Source organism: Burkholderia sp. Bp9140 (assembly GCF_003853425.1).
In the GTDB taxonomy this organism is placed as follows: domain Bacteria; phylum Pseudomonadota; class Gammaproteobacteria; order Burkholderiales; family Burkholderiaceae; genus Burkholderia.
Genome location: NZ_QTPQ01000015.1, coordinates 15,318 through 35,882, shown reverse-complemented (window position 1 = coordinate 35,882; position 20,565 = coordinate 15,318). Strand labels below are relative to the sequence as shown.

18 protein-coding genes are annotated in these 20,565 nt (G+C 64.5%); 12 read left to right on the top strand and 6 right to left on the bottom strand.

Going from position 1 to position 20,565, the window contains the following annotated elements; translation table 11 throughout:
• Window positions 1-168 precede the first annotated feature (168 nt).
• On the bottom strand, window positions 169-1,341 hold the full coding sequence (locus DIE21_RS14420; protein ID WP_260432487.1) for an MFS transporter: 1,173 nt from the start codon (window positions 1,339-1,341) through the stop codon (window positions 169-171).
• Window positions 1,342-1,755: 414 nt separating this feature from the next.
• Here DIE21_RS14420 and DIE21_RS14415 point away from each other — a divergent pair, with 414 nt between their 5' ends.
• A complete protein-coding gene (locus DIE21_RS14415) occupies window positions 1,756-2,361 on the top strand; it encodes a TetR/AcrR family transcriptional regulator (protein ID WP_124498327.1) in 606 nt (201 codons plus the stop codon).
• A gap of 54 nt (window positions 2,362-2,415) precedes the next feature.
• Here DIE21_RS14415 and DIE21_RS14410 read toward each other — a convergent pair whose 3' ends face one another.
• Both DIE21_RS14410 and DIE21_RS14405 read right to left on the bottom strand, forming a co-directional pair.
• Window positions 2,416-3,345, bottom strand: coding sequence for a 3-keto-5-aminohexanoate cleavage protein (locus DIE21_RS14410; protein ID WP_124498326.1), 930 nt, complete (start codon window positions 3,343-3,345; stop codon window positions 2,416-2,418).
• On the bottom strand, window positions 3,342-3,908 hold the full coding sequence (locus DIE21_RS14405) for a cupin domain-containing protein (RefSeq protein WP_124498325.1): 567 nt from the start codon (window positions 3,906-3,908) through the stop codon (window positions 3,342-3,344). The genes DIE21_RS14410 and DIE21_RS14405 overlap by 4 nt, the downstream gene beginning before the upstream one ends.
• Window positions 3,909-4,081: 173 nt before the next feature.
• On the opposite strand from DIE21_RS14405, the gene DIE21_RS14400 reads away from it, so the two are divergent.
• The 8 genes from DIE21_RS14400 (at window position 4,082) to DIE21_RS14365 (ending at window position 11,744) form a co-directional block, all read left to right on the top strand.
• Complete coding sequence (locus DIE21_RS14400; RefSeq protein ID WP_124498324.1) at window positions 4,082-4,942, top strand: ABC transporter substrate-binding protein; 861 nt, start codon at window positions 4,082-4,084, stop codon at window positions 4,940-4,942.
• A complete protein-coding gene (locus DIE21_RS14395) occupies window positions 4,939-5,934 on the top strand; it encodes a fumarylacetoacetate hydrolase family protein (RefSeq protein ID WP_124498323.1) in 996 nt (331 codons plus the stop codon). The genes DIE21_RS14400 and DIE21_RS14395 overlap by 4 nt, the downstream gene beginning before the upstream one ends.
• On the top strand, window positions 5,927-6,409 hold the full coding sequence (locus tag DIE21_RS14390; RefSeq protein ID WP_124498322.1) for a PaaI family thioesterase: 483 nt from the start codon (window positions 5,927-5,929) through the stop codon (window positions 6,407-6,409). The genes DIE21_RS14395 and DIE21_RS14390 overlap by 8 nt, the downstream gene beginning before the upstream one ends.
• A 317-nt stretch (window positions 6,410-6,726) precedes the next feature.
• The gene (locus DIE21_RS14385; protein ID WP_260432486.1) at window positions 6,727-7,725 is read left to right on the top strand and encodes a fumarylacetoacetate hydrolase family protein; all 999 of its coding nucleotides are present in this window, start codon (window positions 6,727-6,729) and stop codon (window positions 7,723-7,725) included.
• 140 nt (window positions 7,726-7,865) lie between these two features.
• Complete coding sequence (locus tag DIE21_RS14380) at window positions 7,866-8,975, top strand: FAD-dependent oxidoreductase (RefSeq protein ID WP_124498321.1); 1,110 nt, start codon at window positions 7,866-7,868, stop codon at window positions 8,973-8,975.
• Between the two features lie 65 nt (window positions 8,976-9,040).
• Window positions 9,041-9,991, top strand: a complete 951-nt coding sequence (locus DIE21_RS14375) for a VOC family protein (protein WP_124498320.1) — start codon at window positions 9,041-9,043, stop codon at window positions 9,989-9,991.
• A gap of 6 nt (window positions 9,992-9,997) precedes the next feature.
• Complete coding sequence (locus tag DIE21_RS14370; RefSeq protein WP_260432485.1) at window positions 9,998-10,381, top strand: Rieske 2Fe-2S domain-containing protein; 384 nt, start codon at window positions 9,998-10,000, stop codon at window positions 10,379-10,381.
• 160 nt (window positions 10,382-10,541) lie between these two features.
• Window positions 10,542-11,744, top strand: a complete 1,203-nt coding sequence (locus DIE21_RS14365) for an MFS transporter (RefSeq protein WP_124498319.1) — start codon at window positions 10,542-10,544, stop codon at window positions 11,742-11,744.
• Between the two features lie 27 nt (window positions 11,745-11,771).
• Here the strand turns inward: DIE21_RS14365 and DIE21_RS14360 are convergent, their stop codons facing one another.
• Window positions 11,772-12,005 carry a hypothetical protein gene (locus tag DIE21_RS14360; RefSeq protein ID WP_221622377.1) on the bottom strand — a complete coding sequence of 78 codons (234 nt, stop codon included), beginning with the start codon at window positions 12,003-12,005 and terminating at the stop codon, window positions 11,772-11,774.
• Between the two features lie 184 nt (window positions 12,006-12,189).
• On the opposite strand from DIE21_RS14360, the gene DIE21_RS14355 reads away from it, so the two are divergent.
• Window positions 12,190-13,359, top strand: coding sequence for a DUF1624 domain-containing protein (locus tag DIE21_RS14355; RefSeq protein WP_124498318.1), 1,170 nt, complete (start codon window positions 12,190-12,192; stop codon window positions 13,357-13,359).
• The gene (locus tag DIE21_RS14350; RefSeq protein ID WP_185642770.1) at window positions 13,341-14,498 is read left to right on the top strand and encodes a porin; all 1,158 of its coding nucleotides are present in this window, start codon (window positions 13,341-13,343) and stop codon (window positions 14,496-14,498) included. Before DIE21_RS14355 ends, DIE21_RS14350 begins: the two co-directional genes overlap by 19 nt.
• A gap of 204 nt (window positions 14,499-14,702) precedes the next feature.
• On the opposite strand, the gene DIE21_RS14345 is transcribed toward DIE21_RS14350, so the two are convergent.
• Window positions 14,703-16,829, bottom strand: coding sequence for a D-(-)-3-hydroxybutyrate oligomer hydrolase (locus tag DIE21_RS14345; RefSeq protein ID WP_124498317.1), 2,127 nt, complete (start codon window positions 16,827-16,829; stop codon window positions 14,703-14,705).
• Between the two features lie 296 nt (window positions 16,830-17,125).
• Window positions 17,126-18,577 carry a sigma-54-dependent Fis family transcriptional regulator gene (locus DIE21_RS14340; RefSeq protein ID WP_124498316.1) on the bottom strand — a complete coding sequence of 484 codons (1,452 nt, stop codon included), beginning with the start codon at window positions 18,575-18,577 and terminating at the stop codon, window positions 17,126-17,128.
• Between the two features lie 484 nt (window positions 18,578-19,061).
• Between DIE21_RS14340 and DIE21_RS14335 the strand changes: the two genes are divergently transcribed.
• Window positions 19,062-20,528: a PHB depolymerase family esterase gene (locus tag DIE21_RS14335; protein ID WP_260432484.1), complete on the top strand. Its 1,467-nt coding sequence runs from the start codon at window positions 19,062-19,064 to the stop codon at window positions 20,526-20,528.
• Window positions 20,529-20,565: the final 37 nt, after the last annotated feature.

Sequence of the window (20,565 nt, the reverse complement as noted above, 5' to 3'; positions counted from 1 at the left end):
CAGGGTGCGTTGACTTTCGAGCAGGTCGATGCATACGTCGACGCGACAGCAGAGCCTTTGCCGCGGTGACCGGCCTTGCGTGCCGAACGAGCGGTGCGAGCCCGTGAAAGCGGGGCGTCGCTGGAAGACGGGCACGTCATCGGGCTCGGCCGAACGCACCGGACGCCGTTACCGAGGCGCCGCGGAGGCGGGCGCGAGCTCGGGTTCGGTTCGGCGGCTCGCTTGCCAGAAGCAGAAGGTGCTGACGCCGGCAGCGACAACGATGGTCCACCCGATGCTCCCATATCCGAAATGGTCCGCCACCGTGCCGCCCAGAATCGGGCCGATGGCGGATCCTGTCATTGCCATGACCGGCGTCGCGGCGACCGCTCGCGTTGACGGATCGTTGCGCGCGAGAAACGCGAAGATGAACGTGTGCGTGAAGATCATCACGGTCGGAAAGATCACGCCCGCCAACGCGTAGGCGCCAAAGAAGGGCGACCGGGCGAGTGTGAAGCCCAGGGCGGCCTGCAGTACGGGGCCTGCAATCATCACCGCGCGGCTGGACACCTTGCGCTCGAGCAGCGCGGCGAGCAGCCCGGGCAGCATGTTGACGAGCCCGATGCCGAGCAGCACGTTCATGACCTGGCCGGTGCCGAAGCCGTGCGCGAGACCGATGGGCTCGAGGAAGCTGAGCATCATCGAGTGACTCACGGTGAGCAGGCTGGTCCCCACCATCGCGAACCATACGCGCCGGGACAGTCTCGGCTGCTCGCGTGACGCGCCGTCGGACGATGTCGCCGTCCGGCGCTCCGGAAAACCCGCGAGGGCGGCGAGCGCCGCGGTGAGCATGATGGCCCCGAGTACAACAAACGCCACCTGGCCCCCGAACGCCGCGATCGCGTGCGGCACTGCGCCGAGGAACCCCAGTGACAGGAGGCTGAGCACGGTGAAGCCGGTCGCGATCAGGCGGTGCGGATTGGGGCTCGCGCCAATCGCTGAATGGGTGAGCGAAAGACCGCATCCAACCGCAAGGCCACCGACGACATGCAGCGCCAGGAGCGTCGCATAGTCCCGCGTCAGCGCCATCATGAAGAATGCGGCCGCTGCGATGGCGAAGCCGGCAGGAACGGCAATCGTGCCGCGCATGCGGTCGATTCGCGGAGCGATCGACAGGCTGCTTGCCACCACCGCGCCGAGGAAGGCGGTAGCCAATGCACCGGCCAACTGCGGATCCAGCCCGTCATGCCGGATCAGAACGATCCCCACCCAAACCGGCAACGCAACGACATCGACCATGCCGGCACAATGCCCCAGCACAAGCGATATCCGGCTCTTCAACCCGTCAATGGATTTGCTCATCATGTCTCCGGAAGGGCATTGCCCAATTTTATATACGAAACGGTCTGTTTCGTTTGTGATATGGTAACCATGACGCCGGCTGACGATATTGGGTCAAACCCGCGGCATGCTTCGGCGAAGCTGGCTGCCGAAACTGCTGATGAAAAGCGCAACTCTCGTCATGCCGCAGGTTCCGGTGTCGATCGATCCGCTCGTGGCACCCTACCGTCAGGCGGTGCGATAATTTGGATACGGTGTGTATTACAATATCTGTTGCCGGCCATGCACGTCGCTGCCGCGTAGCTTGTGGCGTGGCGTGGCGTGACGGGCGCCGTTCATCATTCAATTGCCTACTCGATGAAAACAGATATCCAAGCTGCCGCCGCGGCAGTCCCCCCTCGAGGGGTCGGCCGCCCCCGCAGCGAGGGCACGCGCATGCAGATTCTTGCGGCAACCGCCCGACTGCTCGAGAGCCGCACGGTCCAGTCGATTTCGATCGAGGCCATCGCCAGGGAGGCCGGCGTTGGAAAAGCGACGATCTACCGCTGGTGGGACGCCAAGGCGCTGGTGGTGATAGACGCCTTCATGGAGCACCACATCGTCAAGACGCCGATGCCGCGCAACCTGCCGCCCGGCAAGGCGATCGCAACGCACCTGGTGTCGCTGATCCACGAATATGCGGGGTGGTCGGGGCGCATCGTTGCGCAGATCATCGCCGAAGGGCAGGCCGATCCCGCCGTGCTCAGGGTCTTCCGTGAGCGGTTCCATTACGGCCGCCGGGCGCTTGTCCGGGAAATGCTGGAAGCGTGGTGCGTTGCCGAGCGCATCCGTGCGCCGGAGAATGTGGAGTTGCTGGCCGAGCTGCTGTACGCGCCGGTCTATATGCGATTGATGACGGGCGTTGGCGCGCTGGATGACCGCTTCGCGCAGGAACACATCGACTACACCTATGCGCTTCTCGGCGCGGACATCCCGAACGTCGCGGAACTGGAGGTTGCCAGGCGCGGTGCGCCTCAGGCCAAGGCGGCTGCCGCACGCTGACGTGCGGCAGCCGTTTCGCACCGGCGGGTGCCGGGCGTGGGCGCCCGGTCGTCCCTAGAAGTTCACCTGGTCCGCGCCTTTCAGGTCGAGAATCCGACGTGCTTCGTCGGGAGAGGCGATCTCGATGCCGAGTTCCTCGAGAATCCGGCGAATCTTGCGGACCTGGTCCGCATTGCTCTGCGCGAGCTGGCCGCGGCCGATGTAAAGACTGTCCTCCAGGCCGACGCGCACGTTACCGCCCATCAGGCTGGCCATCGTGGCCAACGGCATCTGGTGCTTGCCGGCCGCCAGCACCGACCAGTGATAGTCGCTGCCGAACAGCCGGTCGGCAGTTCGCTTCTGGTGGAGCAGGTCTTCGACGTGCGCGCCCATCGCGCCGCGCAGCCCGAATACCGTCTGCACGAACAGCGGCGGCTTCACGAGCCCCTTTTCCAGGAAATACTGCAGCGTGTACAGGTGGCTGACGTCGTAGCATTCGAATTCGAAGCGCGTCCCGCCGAGCCGGCCGACGTTTTCCAGGATCCATTCGATGTCGTCGTAGGTATTGCGGAAGATCAGACCGCGCGTACCCTTGAGGAACGGCACTTCCCAGTCATGCTTCCAGTCCCGCTTTCGCTCGGCCATCTCGGCGAGCACCAGATTGATGGATCCCATGTTGAGCGAGCACATTTCGGGCTTCAGCGCCCGGCCTGCCGCCGCGCGATCCTCGATCGACATGTGCGGACCGCCGCCGCCCGTCGAGATGTTGATGATCGCGTCGGTCGCCGATTTGATCGGGCTCACGAAACGCCTGAAGATCTCCGGGTCGCCGGTGGGGCGGCCATCGTCGGGATTGCGTGCGTGAAGATGAACGATGGCGGCGCCGGCCTCGACCGCCGCGATCGACTCGGCCGCGATCTGCTCGGGCGTGACGGGCAGAAACTCGGACATCGACGGGGTATGGGCGCCGCCGGTCACGGCGCACGTAATGATTGCCTTGCTCACAGCGGCTCTCCGTCAACGAGGTCGAGCAGCACGAATGCCATGCGGCACGGCTTGCCCGAGCGGTTTGCCCAGCTATGGTTGGTTGCACGCTGGATCAGCACGTCGCCGGCGCGCATGAGCTTCTCGCCTTCGTCGAGCAGGGCCCAGATTTCCCCCTCGAGGACGAACGCGTAGTCGAGCGATTCGGTTTTGTGGAACCAGAAATGCCGCGGATTGCTTGTGTCGCGCACGCCGTTGGCGTCGAGAAACTGTTGCAGCGTCGCTTCGTCGTAGGTTTCGTCGGGCGGGAAGTCGACGATCCGCAGCAGCGATCCTCCGCGCGAATGGAACCCGAATGCGTGGCCTGCGGGCGCGGGCTCGGCACCGGGCGCGCGGGCTTCCCCGGTCGCCCACAGCACATGGGCGACCGGCAGGCCCGCGCGCGCCGTCCTGTTCGGGGCCGGCCCATCCGATACAAAGTACGATTTCCCGTCGGCGTGGGTATCCGTGATGAGTCTCCGCACGGGCCGATACCCGTTTCCTGCCACGGGCTGCGCGCTGTCCCTGTCTACCGTCGTGTCCATTTCTTCTCCATTAACGAGTCGATGCGTTTCGTATCGTTAACTGTTGAAGTTGCACTGTCAATAGGAAGATGACAGGTGAACGAATTCAGACCATAGACCGCGAAAACATTGCTTGACAAAACGGAACGGTACGTTCTGTAATTGGCGGTAGCCAACCATGAGGAAGCAATGCGATGGAGACACAGGCGATCCGGGTGATGTGGTTCGTGCCGCCGTTGCTGGCGATGGTCGCCGGCCGCGATCCGCGCGCCGCGGTGACGACGCGGGCGGTCCGCAACCGCTCGTCGGACGAACAATACGATGCACTGGTGGCCGGCGACGTCGATGCCGTCGTCACCGCGATGGACAACGTCATCGGATGGAACCGGCGTGCCGGGCCGGCCGATTTTCGCGTCGTCGCCCAGATCGAGCGGACCACGCCGCTGACGCTGGTGGCGCGGGCCGGCAGGCATGACGTGGGTTCGCTTCGCGGCGCCGACATTCTCATCGACGCACCCGACAACGGCTTTGTCACCGCGTTGCGGGCGATGCTCGGCGATGCGGGGCTTGACGGCGATGCCTGTCGTCTCGTGACCGCGGGCGGTGTTCAGGAGCGTCTGGAAGCGTTGCTGGCGCGACAGGGCGTTGCCACGCTGCTCGGCCCGCCGTTCGATGCGATGGCGATCAAGGCCGGCTTCGTCAGGGTGGCGAGCGTTCAGCAGATCTGGCCGCATTTTCCGGGGCAGGGAATCGTCATGCGCACCGGCGGCGCGCGGGCGCGCGTGGGCGCGTGGCTCGCGGATCTCGAGAGCGCGCGGCAGACGGTTCGCGACCAGCCGGCGCTAGCCCGGGAAGCGGTGGTCGCGGCATCGCTGCCGGCGGCAGCGGCCGACGGAATGATCGCGCTATCCCCCCGGTCGTTGCTGCCGGCACCGGACGGGGTGGCGCTTCTCGTTGCGCATCGCCGGGCGCTGGGCCTGGCGGGCGCTGACAGCGACTATTCGGCGATCGTCGACGATTCGCTGGTTCGCAAACATATCGGAGACATGGCATGACGCGGTATTCACTCGGGACATTTTCCGCAGGCGATGGTGCGCGGTTCGTTGGCTTCGTTCTCGACGAGCGCGTGACGCCGCTTGCCGAACTCGCGGCAAGACATGGCGACACCATGCTGGCGCGGGCGTCCACGGTTCTCGGGCTGCTCGAAAACTGGGATCTGAGCCGCCCGGCGCTGGAGCGTCTCGCGAGCCAGGTCTCGGCGCCGGAAGCGCAATGGCACCGGCTATCCGACTTGCATACCCATCCGGCGGTCGACTTGCCGCGCCAGGTGTTCTGCACCGGCGCCAACTACCGCAAGCATGTGGTCGATCTGACTGTCGACGCGAAGGTGGGCCCCGACGGCCTGAACGACACGCAGCTTCGCGAGTGGGCGGAAAACATGCTCGACGAACGCGTGGCCCACGGAGAGCCTTACGCGTTCACCAAACCGGTGTCCGCGATCTCCGGTGCATTCGATCCGCTGGTCTTGCCGGACACCACGACGCAGCCCGACTGGGAGCTCGAGCTGGCTGTCGTGATCGGCCGCGGCGGCTATCGGATCAAGCGTGAGGATGCGTTTGCACATGTGGCGGGCTATACCATCGTCAACGACATCTCCGCGCGCGATCTCATTCCGCGGACGGATTACAAGATGCTGGGCACCGACTGGCTGCGATCGAAAGGCCAGCCGGGATTTCTTCCGCTCGGCCCGTATTTCGTTCCCCGCGCGTTCGTACCGGATCCGCACCGGCTCAGGATGCGCCTGACCGTGTCCGGTCAGGTCATGCAGGATGAAACGACGGCTGACATGCTGTTCGGCATCGACCGGCAGATCGAATACATTTCGCGGTACGCGCGGCTCTTGCCGGGCGACATCATCTGTACGGGGTCGCCCGCCGGAAACGGCACGCACTACAACCGCTTCCTGCGCGACGGCGACATCATGGAGGCGGAGATCGAAGGGCTCGGGCGGCAGCGCCAGGTGTGCACGGAGCGGCGACATGGCTGAGGCGCTCGAAGCGGAAATCGGCGTGCGGCCCGATAACCTCGACCGCGCGTTCATCGAGCAAACCGTTGCGGCCGGGATCGGCAACGTCCCACTCTCGATGAATCCGGCATTGCGGTGGCTCGGCGCGACATTGCTGGGAGGCAGCAGGGGCGCGCTGTCGATCGGCTTTACCGCGCCCGCCGATGCCGTTCAGGGCAACGGCGTCGTCTCGGGCGGCGCGCTGGCATCGATGCTGGATCTGGCGATGGCGCTTGCGCTGCTCTCGCAGCTTCCATATGGTCGTACGTGCGCGACCGTCAGTCTCACGGTCAACATGCTCGAACCGGGGCATGTCGGGAAATTCGCGGTCGAAGCCCGCGTAAAGCGGCTCGGCAACCGCATCGCCTTCCTCGAGGCAGACCTGTATGACGGCGCGCGGGCGCGTTGCGTGGCCAATGCCACGGCGTCGTTCGCCGTCTTCGACGTGCGCGGTTGAGGGCAACGCAGAGGCTGCCACGCCGACCGGCTTGCGGGGCGGCGGCAGCCCGGTGGTCGTCATCGAGCGCTCGCACGCAGGCGCGAAGCTCTTCCTTGTCCGCACCGATGGCGTCAGGCGACGGTCTTCCCTGCGACCGCGCCATTGCCGGCCAGTGTCGGTGTCTTACATGAATGAACGATACGAAACGTATACGGATATTTCGTGCATGCGACATTGGCGCTTGCCCGGAATTACCCTGATCTTTATCTCGTTGACAAAACGATACGTTCAGTTTCATTATGGCTTATCTCAATTCTTTCACGTGGAGACGGCATATGAAGCTGGGGCGATTTGTAGTCGAGGGACTGGACGGGCCGGTTCACCGCATCTGTCTGGTGCAGCCGGAACAGAAGCGCGTCATCGATCTGCGTGCGGCGGAGGCGCTGCGGCTGCAGGCGCAAGGGGCAACCCGCGACGCCGCGCTGCGTTACGCATCCGTCGTGTTCCCCGAAAGCATGTCGGCCGCCATCGCTCTCGGCCAACGTTTTCTCGACACTGCGAGCGAAGCAGCCGAGAAGTACGGCGACGACGCGTCGCTCGCGATCGATGGACTGCAGTGGGGCGCGGCGTGCGACCCATCCGTGGTGCGCGATGGGCTCACTTTCACGAAGCATATCCGCCAATTCCACGAGCGGATGAACATCAGCCCGACGCCGGCCCTGCTCGAAGTGCCCGGTTACTTCAAGGGATCGCCCTGGACGGTGATCGGGCACGAGGCGGAGGTACCCTGGCCTGCGCGTTCCGAACGTCTGGACTATGAGCTGGAGCTCGGCTGGGTCGTTGGCCGGCAGGCGCACAACCTCACGCCTGACGTGGCGCGTTCGTATCTCTTCGGCGTGACGATTTTCAACGACTTCAGCGCGCGCGATCTGCAGGGCAACGAGTTCGCCATCGGCATGGGGCCGACGAAGAGCAAGGATTTTGCGTACGGTATCGGTCCGTGGATCACCACGATCGACGAGTTCGAGCGACTCGACAATATCCGGATGTCGGTGCGTGTGAACGGCGAGACGTGGGGCGAGGGCGACACATCGGAAATGCTCTGGACCCCGGAAGAACTCATTGCGTATGTGTCGCTCGGCGACTACGCGCAACCGGGCGACGTGATCGGTTCGGGCACGATGGGCAACGGTTCGGCGCTCGAGCTCGGACGCAGCGTGAAACCTGGCGACGTGATCGAGCTCGACGTGCAGGGGGTGGGTGTGCTGCGCAATCGCATCGCGCGGCAACCGCAGGAAACCTGGTGGCCGCAGCGGCGCACGCCGTTCATGTGAAACGGGCTTCGTGCGCAGGCTTCGTCACGGGACAAACCTGCAATCGTTCGGGGGACACGCCGATCAGCCGGGGTGTCCACCGGTTTCACTGGTGGCCCTGAAAACCTATCCGCCATCAGAGTGGAGAAAGGAGACAGACAATGAAGGTCAAACGCGTGCTGATCGTCGGCACCGGAATTGGCGGCGCCACGGCCGCCGTAACGCTGGCCAGGCAAGGATTCGACGTTCACTGCATCGACATCAAGCCGGAGAGACCGACGGCAGGGGCGGGCATCTGTCTGCTCCACAACACGATGCGCGCGCTCGAGACGCTGGGTCTTGCCGATGCCTGTCGCGAAAGCGGGATGGCGTTCGGCGTCTTCAAGGAGTTCGACGCGTCGGGCCAGCTGCAGCATGTCCATCCCGCCCCGCCGAGCTGCGGGATCCGCAGGCCGGAACTCGCACGCATCCTCGAAACGGCGGCGGCGGATAGCGGCGCGGTGCTGGAAAAGGGCGTGACGGTCCAGGACCTGACGGACCGCGGGGACCGCGTCGACGTGCAATTCTCGGATGGCCGGCTGGCATCGTACGACCTGGTGGTCGCGGCGGACGGCGTGTATTCGGGGTTGCGCAAGCGCGTCTTCGGCGCCGACTACGAGCCGCGGTTCGCCGGCCAGAGCGTCTGGCGATTCAACGCGCCGCGTCCTGAACAGGCCGACGGCTTCTGTCTCTATCGAACGCCGACCGGCAAGGTCCTGGGGATTTTCCCGACCTCGCGCGAGAGCTGCTACATGTTTTACCTCGAAAGCAGCGGTGAACCGCTGCGCATCGCGCCGGACCAGTCGCATGTGCTGATCCGGGAGCGTCTGGCCGAGTTTGACGCGCCGGCCATTCGCGATGCGCTCGACCTGATCACCGAATCGTCCCAGGTGATTTTCCGTCCGCTGGACATCACGCTGGTGCCCACGCCCTGGCATCGCGGACGCGTCGTGCTGCTGGGCGATGCCGCGCATGCGCCGACGCCGCAGATGACCTCTGGCGCGGGCATGGCGGTCGAGGATGCCGTGGTGCTGGCGGAATGCCTGGCCGGCGGTGCGTCGGCCGGGGAAGCGCTGACCCGTTATGACCAGCGGCGCTTCGAGCGGGTGAAGAGGATCTACGACGCGTCGCTGCAGCTCTGCGTGAATGAGCAGGAGGACTCGATCGGCAACAAGGACCGGTCGGCCGCCCTGTTGCTGGAGACGTACCGGTATCTCGGCCAGCCCATCTAGCAACCAGGCGGCGGTAGTCAATACGTCTCACGTGGTGAGACGGTTTCATTAACTGGACGACGACAATGAAAATCCTCGGACCTGACACACTCGTCTTCGGTGTCGAAGACGTTGAAAGCTGCACGCAGTTTGTTCTCGACTACGGTCTCACGCGACAGGGCGAAGACAGATTCGAAGCCCTGGACGGAACCGGGGTCGTCATTCGACCCAAGGATGATCCGTCGCTGCCCGCGTGGCCCTTTCCCACGGCGAATCAGCTGCGCAAGACCATCTACGGTGTGGCGGATCAGGCGACGCTCGACGAGATCGCCAGCGAACTGAAACAGGACCGCGAGGTGAGACTGCTCCCCGACGGTTCGATCGAAGCGGTTGACGATATGGGGTTCGTGCTCGGGTTTCAGGTCACCGTGCGCCGGGCATTGCAGCTTCCGGCCGAGCCGGTGAACGCGCCGGGCGATGGCCGCCGCGGGGTCAACGTGACGGGCGCGTTGACCGGCGAGAACGAACCGCCTCCGCGCCCGCGGACGCTGTCGCACGTCGTGTATTTCGTGCCGGACACGGACAAGGCGGAAGCGTTCTACGTCAACCGGCTCAAGTTCCGGCTGAGCGACAAGTTCATCGGCATGGGGCCGTTCCTGCGTCCTGCCGGGACGCTCGATCACCACACGCTTTTCCTGATCCAGACGCCGCCGTTCATGCAGGGCTGCGAGCACTTCACGTTTCACCTCGGCGGCCCGACGGAGGTGATGCGTGCCGGCAGCGCGTTCGCGGCAAAAGGCTATGAATCGTATTGGGGCCCGGGCCGCCATCAGTTCGGTTCGAACTGGTTCTGGTATTTCAACTCGCCGTTTGGCTGCCACGTCGAGTACGACGCGGACATGGATCTTCACGACGATGCCTGGGTGCCGCGCATCGCGCCCGCGCATGCGGACCGGGCTCAGGAGTTTCTGCTCCAGTGGCGTGAGAAGTGGGCGCCGGGCGGGCCGCCGCCGTCATCCGAACCGCTGCAGGGATGACAGCCGATGAAGGCCGCCGGCTCCTTGCGCTGGATGCGTCTGTGCGAATTGAGCGCGCTTCCGATCTCGGGAGCGCGCGGGTTCGATCTGCAGGGGCGTGGCGTCGACGATCTTTTCGTCGTTCGCCGGGACGGGCTGATCCGCGGCTATCGGAACGCGTGTCCGCACTGGCCGGGATCGACGCTGCCGTGGCGCAAGGATGGCTATCTCGATCGTTCGATGCAGCACATCGTTTGCCATGGACACGGCGCGAAATTCACGCTGGACGACGGTCTCTGCATACTGGGTCCCTGTCTCGGGCAAAAACTCGAATCGGTTCCGCTGCGAATCGAGCGTGACGAATATCTGGCCATATTGTGGCGCGGAGGCGATTGCGCGATCGATGCGTAGGCGAGTCTCGCATGCCGGTGTTCCGCTATGACAGGCGACGGATTGGTTCGCTGGATCCGGTTTCCGGCAGTTGCAGGGCAGCGGGCCAGTCTGATCGGCGGGCTCAACGCTGTCCATTCACCCGCGAAATCGGCCCCAGCGCCATTGGCGTGAACCGCTCATGAAAACCGGCGACAACCGATTCGGCGCCACTGCCTCGATCACGCGGCCCCTCTGCGCCCTTTACCTTTGCTGTTTTACCAGCGTGGCTTCGATGAGAATCTGCGATGCGATGCTGCCGTCGCTCGAAGCCTATTTCGCGGTCGCCCCGCAACATGCTGCCCGAACGATTTCCGTCTTTGCGCTGACGTATGGTGCTGCCCAGTTGTTCTTCGGGCCATTGGGCGATCGCATCGGCAAGATCAGGGTGGTGGGTATCTGTGCCGCGGTCAGCGCCCTCGGCAATCTTGCCGCATCGGCATCCGGCAACATCGATCAGCTGATTCTGGCGCGGGCCGCGGCAGGCGCAATGGCGGCCGGCATTGTCCCGATGACCATGGCGTGGATCGGCGACACCGTTCGTTACGAGCGCCGGCAGGAAATGCTCGCGAGGCTGCTTGGGGTCACCATACTGGGAACGATCTACGGTCAATGGGCCGGTGGCACGATCGCATCGCTGACAGGGTGGCGGACTGCATTCTTCACTACCGCGGCCGCGTTTGGCGCGGGCGGCATGCTGACGCTGACGCGGGCGTCGATGCAGGCGGATCGCGGCCGGCCGGCGGCGTCGCCATTCTGGCGCAATGTGGTTTCCGTATTGCGGACGCCGTGGGCGCGCGTGGTGCTGGTGATTGCCGTGCTGGAAGGCGCTCTGGCTTATGGTGCGCTCGCGTTTTTACCCACCCACTTTCACGAGAAACTGGGCTTTTCGATGCCGCAATCCGGGTTTGCGGTGGGCTTGTATGGGGTGGGTGGCCTGTTTTACAGCCGCGCGGCAAGATTGCTGCGTCGACATGTTGCGGAGGCCGGCTTCGCCGTGATCGGCGGCGTGGCTTTGCTTGGCTCGTTTGGCCTGCTTGCTTGCCAGCATGAACGAAGCGTCAGCCTGCTCGCATGTTTCGGCGCGGGTTTTGGTTTTCATGTGCTGCACAACACGCTTCAATTGAACGCTACGCAGATGAGTACGGACTGCCGGGGCACGGCAGTCGCGCTGTTCTCATCCTTCCTCTTCTTGGGGCAATCCATCGGTATCCTGTCGGGTGCCGCAATCGTTCAACAACGCTCAACGTCGATTCTGTTGCTTGCCTCCGGAGCAGGATTGCTGGGAACGGCTGTGATTTTCTCCGTGCTGCTGATTCGCAGGGCGCGCTGCGACGGCGGTTAGCCGACCGGCAGCGAAGCGATCCGCCCGTCAGATCACATACCCGCCGCCGTTTATGTTGATCGTCTGCCCGGTGATGTCGCCATTTCGCGCCAGCATGACGACGACGGACGCGACTTCGTCCGTGCGGCCGAACCGGCCGACCGGAATCAACGTCGGCTTGATGGCCGGGTTGCCCTTCAGCATGTCGGTGTCGATCAACGCCGTCGCGCTCGACGACCATGGCGGGCACGATGTGCCGAATGCGCCGCTGCTGGCCGACATGCGACCGCGTCGGCGCGGCAAATGCATTGTGTTCGGATGCGTCTTATTACAAAATGTAATGAGATGTTATATCATTTCAATTTTGATAGTTTGCTCATGACCTTGTGATTCGTTGCCTTGACCGCACGGATGACGCAGTTGAGCAAGTTCCGATTCGACGTTCTCCATTCCGTGCCTTTGCTCAATGTCTCCTCGTTCCATTCCCGTCGCTCCAGCTGACGGCGGCGTTCGCCTGATCGCGATCGACGCGCTGCGCGGTCTCGTGATGCTGCTGATGCTCGTCGATCATGTCCGCGAAACCTTCTTCCTGCATCGCCAGGTGTCCGATCCGATGGACGCGCTGACCGTCGATCCATCGCTGTTCTTCACGCGACTCACGAGCCAGTTCTGCGCGCCGGCGTTCGTATTCCTCACGGGCCTCTCCGCGTGGCTGTACGGCCGGGACCGTCCAGTCGCGGCAACTACGGCATTCCTCGTCAAGCGTGGCGCGTTCCTGATCTTTCTCGAGTTGACCTTCGTGTCGTTCGCGTGGACGGCGGAGTTTCCGCCGTCCACGCTCTGGCTGCAGGTGATCTGGGCAATCGGGCTGTCGATGCTCGCGCTCGCCGCGCTGTTGCGCCTGCCGCGGGTGGTGCAGTTCGTGCTCGGCATCGCGATTGTCGTCGGGCACAACCTGCTCGACGGCGTGAGGCTCGAGCCGGGCTCGGCCGGCTTCGTGCCGTGGGCGATCCTGCATCAGCGCGCGTTCATCGATCTGTGGGACGGCGTCAGAGTGCGCACAAGCTACCCCGTTCTTCCCTGGATCGGCGTGATCCTCCTCGGCTACGCGGCCGGCCCCTGGTTCGCGCGCGGCATGGTGCCGGACATGCGTGCGCGTCGGCTCGTCGCGACCGGCGCTGCATTGGTCGCGGCGTATGTCTCGCTGCGCTGGCTGAACGTGTATGGCGACAAGCTATGGATCGTAACCGGTGATGCGCTACGCACGACGATGAGCTTCCTTGCCGCGACGAAGTATCCGCCGTCGCTGATGTTCCTGCTGCCGACGCTCGGCGCCACGTTGCTGTTGCTCGCATGGCTCGAACGGCGCGACCGTAGTGCCGTCGCGCAGCGGCTTGCCATACTCGGCGGCGCGCCGATGTTCTTCTACTTGCTGCACCTGTACGTGCTCAAGATGCTCTATCTGATCGCACTCGCAACGTTCGGCGCGAATCACGGGAAGTACTTCGGGTTCGACGCACTATGGGGAGTCTGGCTGACCTCGGCGCTTCTGATCGTTCCGCTGTACTGGCCCGTTGCATGGTTCGCGCGGCTCAAGCAGCGCCGCAAGGATATCGGATGGCTGAAGTATCTGTGAGTTGCCGGGGGAGGCGACGCGCCGCGGTGCCGGCCGGCGTCGCGCTCGCGCTGCTCGCGGCCGACGACGCGAGCGCATCGTCGGTCACCCTTTACGGGATCGTCGACACGAGCGTCGTCTACACGCGTAGCGCCGGGGCTCCCGGCAGAATCGAACTGCAGAGTGGCAGCTTGTCCGGTTCGCGTGTCGGCATGAAAGGCGTCGAGCCGCTGCGCGGCGGTGCAGCGGCGTTATTCCAGCTCGAGAACGGCTTCAATGCGGTGAACGGCCGGGCGAACCAGGGCCGCCGGCTGTTCGGTCGTCAGGCTCACGTGGGCTTGCGCACGCCCGGCGGGCACACGCTGATTGCGGGACGGCTGTATGACCCGCTGGCGGATCTCGTCCAACCGCTCCAGGGCGACGGCTATCTCGGCCAGACGTTCTCGACACCGGGTGACGTCGACAACGCTGATTCCAGCGCGCGGTTCAATCACGCATTCAAATGGTCGAGCCCGCGTACGGCCGGCTGGCAGGCGTCGGCGCTCGTGTCTGTCAACGGCGTGCCGGGCTCGACGGGTTCCGGGCTTGCGCACAGCGCGGCGTTCGCGTATCGGCGCGGCGCATTCGCGGCCGCGGCAGGTTATCTGCACGTCGACCTCGGTAATCCGGCGCATGGGACACGCGGCGAGTCGAGTGCGGATTCACTGTTCAACAGTGCGGTGAATGCCGCTTATGCGTCGGCGGCCTCCGTGCATATCGTCCGCATCGCGGCGCAATACACGTTGGGCGCGGTGACTTTAGGCGGCTACCATGGCAACGCACGCTACCGGCCCGACGCGGCATCGCGGTTCGCGCGCACGCAGGCGTTCCGCAACGCGTCCGTATATGGCGTGTGGCAAGCCACGCCGGCACTCATGGTTGGCATCGCGTTCAACCAGTTGCATGCATCCGGCGATTCGGCGGCGCGTTATCGACAATTGAGCGCTGGAGCGAGCCTGCTGCTCGGCAAGCGAACCGATCTCTACGCGTTGGGCGGTTACACGCATGCCGATGGCATGAACGGACGCGGTGCCGCGCAGGCCGTCATTGGCGCGACGGGGATCGATGCAAACGGATCGTCTCAGCTCCGTCTGAATGCGGGCTTGCGCCATCGCTTCTAGCCGTCCTCGCTACGGTTCGGCTGCAGGCAGCCGCCTTGACCATCGCTGCGGCTGCCGTTCAACTCTGCCTGGACACAAGCGCTTGCAGCATCCCCATCGCGGTCCGTCATCGCCTGGCCTGCGTTCCGCCGGCACCTGTCAGCCGGCCGTCTATCCGCGGTCGAAACAGACCCGCGGCAGGCGGCCGGCCGTGAGGTTCAGCTGTCAGTGCGGGATATCGACGATGCCGTTCGTCACCTGGATCGCATTCGCGGCGGGCACGCCCGCGATCGGCGGCAGGTTCGCCACGGCGAGCTGCGGCGCCTGTCCTGGCACGCCGCCGCGCGGTGTCGTCCGAACCACCTGCGACGGCGGCAACGGCGTCCCGCGCGTCAGGCGGTCCCACATCAGGTTCAGCGCCTGGAGATAGTAGTAGTGAACCGGGATGAAGCGCGTATCGAAGCCGGCCACGGACAGGAATGCATCGAAGTGCTGACCGTTCGTGATTTCATAGAACGACAGCTGGCTATGCGCACCGTCGGCGATGCTGTTCTGCGCAAGATACGCGCGCGACGCATGGTTGACCGGAACGAGCGCATCGCTGCGGCCTTGCACGATGATGGTCGGCTTGTTCTGCAATTTCCCCGTCACGCGTACGGCCGCGACGCTGGCCGCCATCGCCGGATTGCCTTGCGTCCACAGCGCGTGCAGGCACGCGGCGCCCGCGTAGCTCGCGTCACCGGTGGCGAGCCGATGGTCCGCCGCCCCGTTCGTGCCGGCGTTGTAAACGAGATTGATGCCGTTGGTCGGCGGCACGCCGTTGCCCGTGCCGAAGACGTTGAGCATCGGTGAACGGCCGGCCGGTGCGGCCGCAGCGCCGGAAGCGTTCGTCGTGCCGAAGCTGAAGCCGCACAGGTTGTCGGTCGCGCTCGAACGCGTATAGGCGTTCGCATAGGTGGCCGCGACGGCCGGCACGGCCTGCGAGTCCCACATCGGCGCCTGCAGGAAATCCGCATCGGTTTCATAGCCCGCCGCATGCAATTGCGCGAGCGCACTCGAAGCCTGGCTTGGCAGGTCGCTGCCGGAAATCACGCCGGCCGCGGCAAGGGACGAGCAGCGTGCGGCCCGGATCGCGCGCGTGGTGGCGAGCGGCAGCGCGCTCAGATACGGCGCCGTAGCCAGTTCGTCGGCCGCTGCCGCACACGGCTGGAGCAGGTTCGCAAGCGTCATGTAGTCCGCCAGCGGCTTGCCCGCGGAACTGATCACCGAGCCGCCTTCACGCACCTGTGCGCCCGCGCCCATGTTCACGTTGACCTGCGGTTCGCCAACGACCACGGCCGTGATCCAGCCTTGCGAGTCCTGTTCGGCGGCAGCCAGCGACGCGCCTCCACCGTTGCTGACCGATGCGGCGATCGTCGCGATACTGCCGGGAAGATAGCGGACGCCACGGCGTGACCCGTCCAGCAGCGGACCGAACTGCTGGTTGAGCGCCCAATAGGCGAACTGCACGGCCTCGAGCGTGTCCTTCCCCCAGCTCTGCTCCGGGTTCTGCTGCGAGTGCGCGTGCTTGAACGCGTAGCGGTTCGGGAAGTCGCGGTTGTATGCGTCGAGTGCCGCTGCCTCCACGGTGGCGGTGAAGATGCTGCGGTGGCCGGCCGATGCGGCGCTCGCGAGCGTCCCGTCGATCAGCGTGACGGTGTCGGTCGCGAGTTCGTGCGCACCGTTTCCGGTGCCTTTGTCGGTATAGGCAACCGCGCACGCACGTTTGAGTGCCCATTCGCCTGCCGCCGAAATCGCGCCGTATACGCCGCGCGAGCCCGACGAGGTCGCGGTGACGATGCAGGGATGGGCGGGATCGAACCCGGCGGGAACCTGGACGAGCAGGCTGACGTTTTGCGTGCCGCTGCCGTCGTCGGCGAATGCCAGATATTCGGTGCCGGCGATCTTGCCTTCCCCGAGCGTGTCGTTGCCGGCGAGGTCGACATTGGGTCCCCAGAAGCGCCCATACCCGCCGTTGGACGACATGTCGACCAGCGCACGATAGTTGGACCAGATGGCCAGCCGGCGCAACTCGGCCGCGGTGGGGCTGGCGGCATTCGCGAAGGCGGGCGGCGTTGCCGAGGCGAGTCCCGTCTTGCCCAGGCCAGCCGTCAGCAGGTCGTCCGTATTGCCGTCGTAGGCCGTGGTCCGGACGCCGCCGGCGACAAACGCCGGCAGTTGATTGGCCTGCGGCTTGACGGTGTCATCGCCGTTGCATCCGGCCAGCACGGTCGTCGCCAGCACTGCGGCGCAGGCCGCGGTGAATGCCGATGCAGGATGGCGTTGCCGGCCGGTCGCCGTATCGTGTGTCATGCGTGTCTCCGTTCGTCGCATTGTTTGTATCGGACTTCGTCGACGAACCGACGAGCAATATCCGGACCATGCTGCAACGCAGATCAGCGCGTGTGGCGAGTGACCTGCCTGCGAGGGCGAGCCCGGTGAAGCGGGACGAGAGCGTCCCGGATCGGAGACATCGTGTCCATGAATGGAGACGAATGGCGCACGCACATGCCGCCGCGCGGGGCATCCGACGTGTGTCCGCCGCTTCGCCGTGGATGGCCCGGTCGGCGCCCGAAGTAGGCGCGAAAGACGGCTGACACCTGCCGATGTCAAAGCCCGAGCACGGCCATTTTCTTGTAGAGGGTCGCGCGTCCGATGCCGATCCGTGCCGCCGCCTTCGATACGCATCCGTCTTCGGATCGCAGCGCGGCGCCGAGAAAACGCTTTTCGAACCTCCGCATCGCGTCCTCGTAGCTTGCTCCGTCGATGTCCATTTCATGCGCCGCGGCCGGATCTCGGACAAATTCGGGATCGGCAAGCGTCGCGTCGATGTCGTCGCCGACGAACGGAGCCAGCACGTTCGCGGTGATGCACGGGCGATCGGAAAACATCACTGCCCGCTCGAGCGTGTTGCGCAATTCGCGCACATTTCCCGGCCACGCATGCTCGCGCAGTCGTTGCAGCGCGTCTTCGCCGAGCACCGGGCGATCGATATGGTGGTGGGTTGCCAGTTCATCGAGGATCATGTCGGACAGCGCGGCGATATCGTGCGTGCGCTTTCGCAGCGGCGGCGTGTGAATGGTGAGCACGTTGAGCCGGTAGTAGAGGTCGGCGCGAAAACGGCGAGCGGCGACGAGTTCGGCAAGGGCGACCGAGGTTGCCGCAATGATTCTCGCATTGCTCACGACGATGCGATTCGTGCCCAGCGGCTCAAACTCCTTTTCCTGCAGCACGCGCAGGAGCTTGCTCTGCAGCGACAGCGGCATGTCGCCGATTTCATCGAGGAAAAGCGTGCCGCCGTGCGCCAGTTCGAACTTGCCGATCCGGCCTTTGCGGTCGGCGCCGGTATAGGCGCCCGCGGCTGCGCCGAACAGTTCGACCTCGAGCAGCGAATCGGGAATCGCCGCGACATTGACGGCGACGAACGGCTTGTCAGCACGCGCCGATGCGGCGTGTATCCCATGTGCGATCAGTTCCTTGCCGGTACCGGTTTCACCGAGCAGAAGCACGGGGGAATCGACCTGCGCGGCGCGCCGCGCGAGACGCTTCACTTCCATGCTGGCGGGGCTCGTGCCGACGAAATTCGACAGGCCGTATCGAGCCCGCCGAGTCTGTGCAAGCGCATGTCGCGTCGCGATGAGCTCTGCTTGCAAGCGCGAATACTGGCTGAACAGCGGTGTGAGTGCCTTCAATTCTCCAAAGAGGGCAAAGCCGATGGCACCGATGATGGCGCCGCTGTCGTCCTTCAGCGGCAATCTCGTCACGACGAAAGGTTCGTGCTCGGTTTCGAGTATGTCCAGCAGGATGGGCTTTCCGGTTTCGACGACCTCTCGCATGAGGCTGTTGGGGATGACGGCCTCGCAATCGAGACCGATCGCGATCTTGGGATCGGCAAAGCCGAAGTGAGCCGCATACTTCTCGTTGATCCAGACGATTCTGGCCTGTCGGTCGACGATCAGCGTGCCTTCGCTGGAATTGTTGAAGGTTTCGAAGAGCGAACGCATTGCGCGTCCCCACACATAGCTGTAGTCGCCCAGGATGGTGTCGACCTCGGTTGCCATTCGGATTTTCTCCTTGTTGTGTGACAGTGCCGCCCGGTCCTGCTTGCCGCGAACCGTCTCGGATGGGAGACGAAGGCGAGCAGTGTCTCAACTTGTGGATTCGCGCGGGAGTGGGAATTCCCCCTACGAATCCCGCTTTATCGCCGGTGCGGGCGCATTTCCGCAAATAAAGTGTGGATTCCTCATTGTTGATTCAGGATCGCAATGGCGGGAAAGCGCGGTGAAGCGGCGATTGCGCGTCGAGAGGCGCGCGGCGCCGATGGTTGCCTGGCTATGGTCGTGCCATGCCGTGTCGGTAACGGGCATGGATGCTGCTTGTAGTTCGATCGGCGCCGGGGGCGGCGGTTCGTCCGTCTGGTTCTCGACGCGGTTGGTGAAGTGTCGATCCGCTCCACCGAACCGGTCGGCTGATCGAGACGGGATAGTCCACCACGTCCGCGGCGCTTGCCTCGTAAGCAGCATCCATACAAGTCAAGGAGACGTCATGCAATTGCTTTCACGACACCAATGGCGATGGTTTGTCGGTTTCCTCGTCGCGCTGGCGACGACTTCCGCGTTGGCCGCGGTCACACCCGGCCCCGGAACCTGGAGTGGGCAGCAGACCTGGGCCGCGGATTCCGTGAATGGCGGCAACCTGACCGGCTATTACTATTGGCCCGCGAGCCAGCCCACGACGCCCAACGGTCAGCGCGCGCTGATACTGGTACTGCACGGTTGCCTGCAGACCGCGTCCGGCGACGTGATCAGCAACAGCAGTGCGGCCGGTTTCAACTGGAAGGCGATTGCAGATCAGTACGGTGCGATCATCCTGGCGCCGAACGCGACCGGCAACGTGTACAGCAATCACTGCTGGGATTATGCGAACACCTCCCCGAGCCGCAGTGCCGGGCATGTCGGCGTGCTGCTGGATCTGGTGAACCGCTTCGTATCGAACTCGCAGTACGCGATCGATCCCAATCAGGTGTATGTCGCGGGCCTGTCTTCCGGGGGCGGCATGACGATGGTGCTGGGTTGCATCGCACCGGATGTGTTCGCCGGGATCGGGATCAATGCCGGGCCGCCGCCGGGAACGACCACCGCACAGATCAGCTACGTGCCGAGTGGCTATACGGCGACGACGGCGGCGAACCAGTGCAAGGCGTGGGCGGGATCCAACGCGGGCAAGTTTTCGACGCAGATTGCCGGGGCGGTCTGGGGGACATCGGATTACACGGTCGCTCAGGCCTACGGCCCGCTCGACACGGCGGCTTTCCGGATCATCTACGGCGGCACCTTTACCCAGGGCGCGAAAGTGACGATTCCGGGAGGCGGAACGAACACGCCGTATTCCGACAGCAGCGGCAAGGTCCGGACCCACGAAATCTCGGTTTCCGGCATGTCGCATGCGTGGCCGGCCGGATCCGGCGGCAACAACAAGAACTACGTGGATGCCACCCACATCAATTATCCGGTATTCCTGATGGACTATTGGGTCAAGAATAATCTTCGCGCGGTGTCGGGGCCGGCGCCGTCAGGCTCCGCGCCGACCGGCCTCGCGGTGGCGGGCACGACACAGACGAGCGTTGCGCTTTCGTGGAATGCCGTTGCCAATGCAACAAGTTACAACGTCTATCGCAATGGCAGCAAGGTCGGCTCTTCCGCATCCGCAAGCTACACCGATTCGGGGTTGATTGCGGGGACGACCTATTCCTATACCGTGACCGAAATCGATCCGAGCGCGGGGGAGAGCGCTCAATCGTCCGCAGTGTCGGCGACGACTCAATCGAGCTTCGCGTGTACCGAGACGACGGCGACGAACTATGCCCATGTGCAGGCCGGCCGTGCGCATGATTCCGGCGGCACGGCCTACGCGAACGGATCGAACCAGAGCATGGGGCTGGACAATATCTTTTACTCGAACACGCTGGCGCAGACATCGGCCGGCTACTACGTCATCGGCAACTGTCCGTGACGCGGGGCGTGTGTGCGACCGGTGACCGAACGGGCGA

What these genes read in the sequence shown, in the direction of transcription:
- DIE21_RS14375 (WP_124498320.1), top strand. Translation starts at nt 9,041, where the DNA reads ATGAAAATCCTCGGACCTGACACACTCGTCTTCGGTGTCGAAGACGTT.
- DIE21_RS14335 (WP_260432484.1), top strand. Translation starts at nt 19,062, where the DNA reads ATGCAATTGCTTTCACGACACCAATGGCGATGGTTTGTCGGTTTCCTC.
- DIE21_RS14380 (WP_124498321.1), top strand. Translation starts at nt 7,866, where the DNA reads ATGAAGGTCAAACGCGTGCTGATCGTCGGCACCGGAATTGGCGGCGCC.
- DIE21_RS14345 (WP_124498317.1), bottom strand. Translation starts at nt 16,829, where the DNA reads ATGACACACGATACGGCGACCGGCCGGCAACGCCATCCTGCATCGGCA.
- DIE21_RS14395 (WP_124498323.1), top strand. Translation starts at nt 4,939, where the DNA reads ATGACGCGGTATTCACTCGGGACATTTTCCGCAGGCGATGGTGCGCGG.
- DIE21_RS14355 (WP_124498318.1), top strand. Translation starts at nt 12,190, where the DNA reads ATGTCTCCTCGTTCCATTCCCGTCGCTCCAGCTGACGGCGGCGTTCGC.
- DIE21_RS14340 (WP_124498316.1), bottom strand. Translation starts at nt 18,577, where the DNA reads ATGGCAACCGAGGTCGACACCATCCTGGGCGACTACAGCTATGTGTGG.
- DIE21_RS14370 (WP_260432485.1), top strand. Translation starts at nt 9,998, where the DNA reads ATGAAGGCCGCCGGCTCCTTGCGCTGGATGCGTCTGTGCGAATTGAGC.
- DIE21_RS14390 (WP_124498322.1), top strand. Translation starts at nt 5,927, where the DNA reads ATGGCTGAGGCGCTCGAAGCGGAAATCGGCGTGCGGCCCGATAACCTC.
- DIE21_RS14405 (WP_124498325.1), bottom strand. Translation starts at nt 3,908, where the DNA reads ATGGACACGACGGTAGACAGGGACAGCGCGCAGCCCGTGGCAGGAAAC.
- DIE21_RS14420 (WP_260432487.1), bottom strand. Translation starts at nt 1,341, where the DNA reads ATGAGCAAATCCATTGACGGGTTGAAGAGCCGGATATCGCTTGTGCTG.
- DIE21_RS14385 (WP_260432486.1), top strand. Translation starts at nt 6,727, where the DNA reads ATGAAGCTGGGGCGATTTGTAGTCGAGGGACTGGACGGGCCGGTTCAC.
- DIE21_RS14365 (WP_124498319.1), top strand. Translation starts at nt 10,542, where the DNA reads ATGAAAACCGGCGACAACCGATTCGGCGCCACTGCCTCGATCACGCGG.
- DIE21_RS14360 (WP_221622377.1), bottom strand. Translation starts at nt 12,005, where the DNA reads ATGTCGGCCAGCAGCGGCGCATTCGGCACATCGTGCCCGCCATGGTCG.
- DIE21_RS14400 (WP_124498324.1), top strand. Translation starts at nt 4,082, where the DNA reads ATGGAGACACAGGCGATCCGGGTGATGTGGTTCGTGCCGCCGTTGCTG.
- DIE21_RS14415 (WP_124498327.1), top strand. Translation starts at nt 1,756, where the DNA reads ATGCAGATTCTTGCGGCAACCGCCCGACTGCTCGAGAGCCGCACGGTC.
- DIE21_RS14350 (WP_185642770.1), top strand. Translation starts at nt 13,341, where the DNA reads ATGGCTGAAGTATCTGTGAGTTGCCGGGGGAGGCGACGCGCCGCGGTG.